Below are 6,396 nucleotides of genomic sequence, written 5' to 3'. Positions count from 1 at the left end.
GTCGCTAGGGATGTGACGGCATAGCCGCACCCAACTTCGCCGGGCACGTGAGGGCGTAGTGGGTGCACAGCGCCGCATTTTTAAAACGCCCTAACGCCTTTGCCAACCCTGATGGACGAACAACAGTCCTGGCTGGCCGCCCTACACGAGCGTGTGCGGCTACACAGTTACGACCCGTCGTGGGCGGAAGTCTTTCTGCTGGAGCGGGATCGCCTTCTGTCGCTGTTCCCCCACCGGTTTCTGGGCATTGAGCACATTGGCAGCACCGCGGTGCCCGGCCTGTCGGCCAAGCCCGTGGTGGACATGCTGGCCGGTGTTGAATCCATGGCGGTGGCGCAAGCACTTGCCGAACCGCTCTGCCGCAGCGGCTACACCACGTCCGCCGAGTTGAACGCCACACTGTCTGGCCCTTGACCCACCTGTTTTTTATCGGTGCACTTTGTTCTTGAATCCGCGACTGCACTTTCAGAATCAACGCGAAACCTTGACATAGATCAGTCTGCCCCATGGCGACCTAGAGAACATTAGTACGGGAGCCGAATCAACCCGTATTTAGTCAACTAGAGAGAGCCCACCATGAACGCAGTCATACCAAGCCCGGTTTCGCAGCCTCGCGTCGCGACACACGCGCCGGGCACCCTGGGCCTGGGCCTGCTGGTGGCCCTGGTGGTGGGCTCCATCATTGGCAGTGGCATCTTCGGCCTGCCGCAGAACATGGCGGCGGGCGCTGGCGCAGGCGCAATCGTGATCGGCTGGACCATCACCGGTGTGGGCATGCTCACCCTGGCCCGCGTGTACCAAATGCTGTCGCTGCGCAAGCCGGAGCTAGACAACGGCGTGTACGCCTACGCCCGTGCTTTGTCTGGCGAATACGTGGGCTTCAACTCGGCCTGGGGTTACTGGATCAGTGCCTGGATTGGCAACGTGGGCTACTTGGTGGCCGCCTTTGGCGCGCTGGGCTATTTCTTCCCGGTGCTGGGCGAAGGCAACACGCCTGCCGCCGTGCTGGGTGCGTCGGTCGCGCTATGGGTCATCCACCTGATGGTGCTGCGCGGCATACAGGGTGCGGCAGTGCTGAATGCCGTCGTGACACTGGCCAAGGTGGTGCCGCTGCTGCTGTTCATCGTCTTGGTCGCTGTGGCTTTCAAGATGGACACCTTCCGGCTCGACTTCTGGGGCAGCGACAAGCTGGGCTCGGTGCTGGACCAAGTGAAGAGCACCATGCTGGTCACCGTCTGGGTGTTCATCGGCATCGAGGGCGCCAGCGTCTACTCGGCCCGTGCGAGCGACCGCAAAGATGTGGGGCGTGCCACGGTCATCGGCTTTCTGGTGTGCCTGGTCTTGCTGATGGCGGTATCGCTGCTGTCGCTGGGTATCACCACCCAGCCTGAATTGGCGGCGCTCAAGAACCCGTCCATGGCCGGTGTGTTGGAAAAGGCCGTAGGCACCTGGGGTGCGGTAGCCATCACCTTGGGGTTGATCATTTCAGTGGGTGGTGGCTTTCTGGCCTGGATGCTGTTGGCGGCAGAGTCGCTGTTCACCCCGGCAGGTGGCGGCGTCATGCCGTCGTGGTTGGGCAAGCAAAACCCCAAAGGCGTACCCGCCAATGCACTGTGGCTGACCAACGCCATGGTGCAGGTGTTTTTGCTGGTGACGCTGTTCTGGAAGGCGTCTTACCTGGCACTGATCTCGCTGTCTACCGCAATGATTTTGGTGCCTTATTTGTTCAGCGCCATCTACGGCGTAGTGCTGGCTTGGCGCGGCGTGGGGCCGCAGACTGCGCAGCACCGCAGCGACATCGGCGTCGCCGGGCTGGCCACGGCGTATTGCATCTGGCTGCTGTACGCCGCAGGGCTGAAATATCTGCTGCTCAGCGCACTGCTCTACGCGCCGGGTGCCGTGATTTACATCGTGGCCAAGCGCCAGCGATCCGAGAAAGCTTTCACACACTGGGAATGGCTGGTGCTAGCGCTGCTGGTGGTGCTGGCCGTGGTCGCCGCCTATCTGCTCAGCATGGGCCAACTCAGCCTGTAACCCTGGACACCTCTTATGAAAACCCCCTCCAAAGGCCTGCACTCCGAAGTCGGCCGCCTGCGCAAAGTGCTGGTCTGTCGCCCCGGCCTGGCACAAAAACGCCTGACCCCCGCCAACTGCCACGAGCTGCTGTTTGACGATGTGCTGTGGGTAGCCCAGGCCCGCAACGACCATGACGCTTTCACCTCGGCAATGGCTGAGCGCGACGTCGAAGTGCTGGAACTGCACGACCTGCTGGCCGACACCGTCGCCATCCCCTCCGCCCGCAAGTGGCTACTAGACCGCAAACTCGGCCCTGATTTTGTGGACGCTGAAACCGCAGCGCAACTGCGCCCCTGGCTGGAGTCTTTGCCACCGGCCATGCTGGCCCAGCACCTGATCGGCGGTGTGGCCCGGGCCGAACTGCCGTTCGAGATGGACGGCCTGCTGGCCCGTTGCGCCAGCCCCGCCGACCTGCTGCTGCCGCCGCTGCCTAACACTTTATTCACCCGCGACAACAGCTGCTGGATTGGCTCCGGCGTGGTGCTCAGCCCCATGTACTGGCCGGCCCGCCGCCAGGAGACGCTGCTGATGACAGCGGTGTACCGCTTCCATCCGGTATTTGCAGGCACCGTCACCGAATGGTGGGGCGACCCGGATGCCGACCACGGTCTGGCCTCGCTGGAGGGTGGTGACGTGATGCCGGTGGGCCACGGCGTGGTGCTGATCGGCATGGGCGAACGCAGCTCGCCGCAGGGCGTCAGCCAGCTGGCCCGGCGCCTGTTCGCACAGGGCGCGGCCACCCACGTGCTGGCCGCGCAATTGCCCAAGTCACGCGGGGCCATGCACCTGGATACGGTGTTCAGCTTTTGCGATGTGGACCTGGTGACCTTGTTCCCCGACGTGGTGGATGCCATCCGCGTGCACAGCCTGCGCCCTGGCAAAACGGATGGAACGCTAGATGTGCGTACCGAGACCAAGCCCTTTGTCGAAGTCGTTGCTGCAGCGATGGGCCTGCCCCGGCTGCGCAGCGTAGCCACCGGTGGCGACAGCTATGAGGCAGAACGCGAACAGTGGGACGACGGCAACAACCTACTGGCCCTGGCGCCCGGCGTGGTCATGGCCTACAACCGCAACACCTACACCAACACCCTGCTGCGCAAAGCCGGGGTGGAAGTGATCACCGTGCCCAGCAGCGAGCTGGGGCGCGGGCGTGGCGGCAGCCACTGCATGTCTTGCCCGATCGAACGCGATCCTATTTAAAGAGAACACCATGGCCTTCAACCTACGCAATCGCAGCCTGCTGACGCTGCAAGACTTCAGCCCAGACGACATCCGCTACCTGCTGGACCTGGCCGCCGACCTGAAACGCGCCAAGACGGCAGGCACTGAACACCCGCGCCTGCAAGGCAAGAACATCGCGTTGATCTTTGAAAAAGCCTCCACCCGCACCCGCTGCGCTTTCGAGGTGGCGGTGCACGACCAGGGCGGCCACGTCACCTACATCGACTCTGTGGGCTCGCAAATGGGCCACAAGGAATCGCTGAAGGACACGGCCCGGGTGCTGGGCCGCATGTACGACGGTATTGAGTACCGGGGCTTTCACCAAACCGTGGTGGAAGACCTGGCGCGTTTCTCCCATGTGCCGGTGTGGAACGGCCTGACCGACGAAGCCCACCCCACCCAGGTACTGGCCGACCTGCTGACCATGCAGGAATTTGGCGAAAAACCGCTGCACGAGCTGTCGTTTTGCTACCTGGGCGATGCCCGCTTCAATATGGGTTGTTCATTGCTGATTGGCGGCACGCAGATGGGCATGGATGTACGCATCGCCGCCCCCAAAGAGCTGCAGCCACCGGCAGAGCTGGTGGCGCAGATGCGCGAACTGGCGCTGACCACCGGAGCCCGCATCACGCTGGAGACCGACCCGGTGAAAGCGGTGGCGTTGGCCGACTTTGTCTACACCGATGTCTGGGTCTCCATGGGCGAGCCCGACGAGGTGTGGAAGAAACGCATCGACCAACTGCTGCCCTACCAGGTCAACACCGCGCTGATGCAAGCCACCCACAAGCCGCGTTCGCGCTTCATGCACTGCCTGCCCGCTTTCCACAACCTAGACACCGAGGTAGGCCGCCAAATCCACGAGCGCTACGGCCTGAGCGAGATCGAGGTGACCGACGAAGTCTTTGAGTCCGATGCCTCCATCGTTTTCAGCCAAGCTGAAAACCGCTTGCACACCATCAAGGCGGTACTCGTGGCCACGCTGGCATGAAGGTCGTCGTCGCCTTGGGCGGCAACGCGCTGCTGCGGCGCGGCCAGGCGCTGAGTGCCGACAACCAGTTGGCCAACATCCGCCGCGCCGCTACCCAGCTGGCACGCATTGCCAGCGCACACACACTGGTATTGACCCACGGCAACGGGCCGCAAGTGGGCTTGCTGGCGCTGCAGTCTGCCGCCTATACCGCCGTGGACAGAGCTGTGGAAACCTACCCGCTGGATGTATTGGGGGCCGAGACCGAGGGCATGATCGGCTACCTGCTAGAGCAGGAGCTGGCCAACCTGCTGCCCGCCACCCGCACCATCACCACGCTGCTGACGCGGGTAGAAGTGGATCCGCTCGACCCCGCCTTCACCCACCCCAGCAAACCCATAGGCCCGGTCTACACCGCCAGCCAGGCGGCGCAGCTGGCCGCCGACAAGGGCTGGAAGATGGCCGCTGACGGCGACAGCATGCGGCGCGTGGTGGCCTCACCCCAGCCGCTGCGCGTGCTGGGCCTGGACGCCATCCGCTGGCTGCTGGAACACGACGCACTGGTGATAGCCGCGGGTGGCGGCGGCATCCCCGTTGCCAGGGGCGCTGACGGCCACAGCCTGCAAGGTGTAGAGGCGGTGATCGACAAGGACTTATGCAGTGCCCTGTTGGCGCGCGAACTCCAAGCCGACTGCCTGGTGATCGCCACCGATGTAGCCGCCGTCTACCTGGACTGGGGCCAGCCGAGCCAGCGCGCCTTGGGCCAAGTCACACCGCAAGAATTGGCGCAGCACAGCTGGCCTGCCGGATCGATGGGGCCGAAGGTGGCGGCCGCCTGCGCCTTCGTCACTGCTACCGGGCACCGCGCCGTGATCGGATCGCTGGACGATATTGAAGCCCTGCTGGCGGGCACCGCGGGCACCCAGGTCTGCCCCGATCCGCTCGGAAAGCTGCCAGGCCATGATTTATAAAAAAAAGGCCTCTAGCGCAATATCTACCTGCGCTGGCAGCTATAAAAACCATAGTAAGCACAGATTGCGCAAAAGCGCTGTGCTGGTCGCAGCCTTGCTTCTGGCGGGCTGCGCGTCGATGGCGCCGCCGTATGCAACACCCGCCTTGCCAGTCGCGGGCAGCTATGGCCCGGACACCTCGCCGGACGGCGAGCAAGCCGCCGCAACCGGCTGGCGCGACTACTTCAGCGAGCCCGCACTGCAAGGCCTGATCGCCCAGGCACTGGCCAACAACCGCGACCTACGCACCGCCGTGCTGCGGGTCGATGAAGCCCGCGCCGCCTATGGCATCCAGCGTGCGGAAGCCTACCCCAGCCTGGCGGCACAGGCCGGTGCCAACCGCTCGCGCACTCCTGCGGATCTGAGCTTTACCGGCAAGCCGCTGCTGGGCAGCCAATACCAGGTAGCGTTGGGCCTGGCCAGTTGGGAGATCGATTTTTGGGGCCGGGTGCGCAGCCTGCAAGACGCCGCGCTGCAAAACTACCTGGCCACGGACGCAGCCCGCCAGGCGGTCACCGTGGCCCTGGTCGCCCAGGTGGCCAGCAGCTACTTGGCCCTGCGCGAACTCGACGAGCGCATTGCCCTGGCGCAGCAAACCACCACCAGCCGGGCCGAGAGCCTGCGCATCTTCCAGCGCCGGGTGGCGGTGGGCTCGACTTCACGGCTGAACTTGACGCAGGTGGAGACACTCTTTACCCAGGCCCAGGCATTGGGCGTCCAGCTGCAGCAAGCCCGCGCCACCCAGATGCATGCGCTCACGCTGCTGGTGGGTACACCCGGCGAACTCACTTCCACAGCCGGCCCAACCGGCGTGGCGCTGGAACTGCGTGCCGGTCTGCCTTCCGATCTGCTGCTATTGCGCCCCGACATCCTGGCCGCGGAGCACCAGCTTAAAGCTAGCAACGCCAACATCGGTGCCGCACGCGCTGCCTTCTTTCCCCGCGTGGCCCTGACCAGCAGCTGGGGTACGGCCAGTGCCGAACTGGACGGCTTATTTGCCGGCGGCAGCCAGGCCTGGAGCTTCGCACCCAGCATCTCTCTGCCGATATTCGATGCGGGCCGCCGCAGCAACAACCTGGCGCTGGCAGAAACCCGCCGCGCCATCGCGCTGGCCCAGTACGA

At 64.4% G+C, this 6,396-nt stretch carries 6 protein-coding genes; all 6 read left to right on the top strand.

Translation table 11 applies throughout. The features are described 5' to 3' along the window. Positions 1 to 111: 111 nt before the first annotated feature. The gene (locus tag ABI213_RS19990) at positions 112 to 414 is read left to right on the top strand and encodes a GrpB family protein (protein ID WP_348028387.1); all 303 of its coding nucleotides are present in this window, start codon (positions 112 to 114) and stop codon (positions 412 to 414) included. 162 nt (positions 415 to 576) lie between these two features. Beyond that, positions 577 to 2,034: an arginine-ornithine antiporter gene (gene arcD / locus ABI213_RS19985; protein ID WP_348008116.1), complete on the top strand. Its 1,458-nt coding sequence runs from the start codon at positions 577 to 579 to the stop codon at positions 2,032 to 2,034. A gap of 15 nt (positions 2,035 to 2,049) precedes the next feature. Next, a complete protein-coding gene (arcA, locus tag ABI213_RS19980) occupies positions 2,050 to 3,276 on the top strand; it encodes an arginine deiminase (RefSeq protein WP_348008115.1) in 1,227 nt (408 codons plus the stop codon). 10 nt (positions 3,277 to 3,286) lie between these two features. Then, positions 3,287 to 4,285 carry an ornithine carbamoyltransferase gene (argF, locus tag ABI213_RS19975; protein ID WP_348008114.1) on the top strand — a complete coding sequence of 333 codons (999 nt, stop codon included), beginning with the start codon at positions 3,287 to 3,289 and terminating at the stop codon, positions 4,283 to 4,285. Next, a complete protein-coding gene (gene arcC, locus ABI213_RS19970) occupies positions 4,282 to 5,235 on the top strand; it encodes a carbamate kinase (protein WP_348008113.1) in 954 nt (317 codons plus the stop codon). The genes argF and arcC overlap by 4 nt, the downstream gene beginning before the upstream one ends. 118 nt (positions 5,236 to 5,353) lie before the next feature. Next, a partial coding sequence (locus ABI213_RS19965) for an efflux transporter outer membrane subunit (RefSeq protein ID WP_348028389.1) occupies positions 5,354 to 6,396 on the top strand: 1,043 nt, incomplete at its 3' end.

The sequence above is a fragment of the Rhodoferax sp. genome, assembly GCF_039922535.1.
Classification (GTDB): domain Bacteria; phylum Pseudomonadota; class Gammaproteobacteria; order Burkholderiales; family Burkholderiaceae_C; genus Rhodoferax_B.
The sequence above is the reverse complement of the archived record's forward strand: the minus strand, read 5'-3'. Positions and strand labels throughout refer to the sequence as shown.

Bases quoted from the DNA above. Each gene is read 5' to 3' on its own strand.
- ABI213_RS19990 (WP_348028387.1), top strand. From the start codon at position 112: ATGGACGAACAACAGTCCTGGCTGGCCGCCCTACACGAGCGTGTGCGG.
- arcD (WP_348008116.1), top strand. From the start codon at position 577: ATGAACGCAGTCATACCAAGCCCGGTTTCGCAGCCTCGCGTCGCGACA.
- arcA (WP_348008115.1), top strand. From the start codon at position 2,050: ATGAAAACCCCCTCCAAAGGCCTGCACTCCGAAGTCGGCCGCCTGCGC.
- argF (WP_348008114.1), top strand. From the start codon at position 3,287: ATGGCCTTCAACCTACGCAATCGCAGCCTGCTGACGCTGCAAGACTTC.
- arcC (WP_348008113.1), top strand. From the start codon at position 4,282: ATGAAGGTCGTCGTCGCCTTGGGCGGCAACGCGCTGCTGCGGCGCGGC.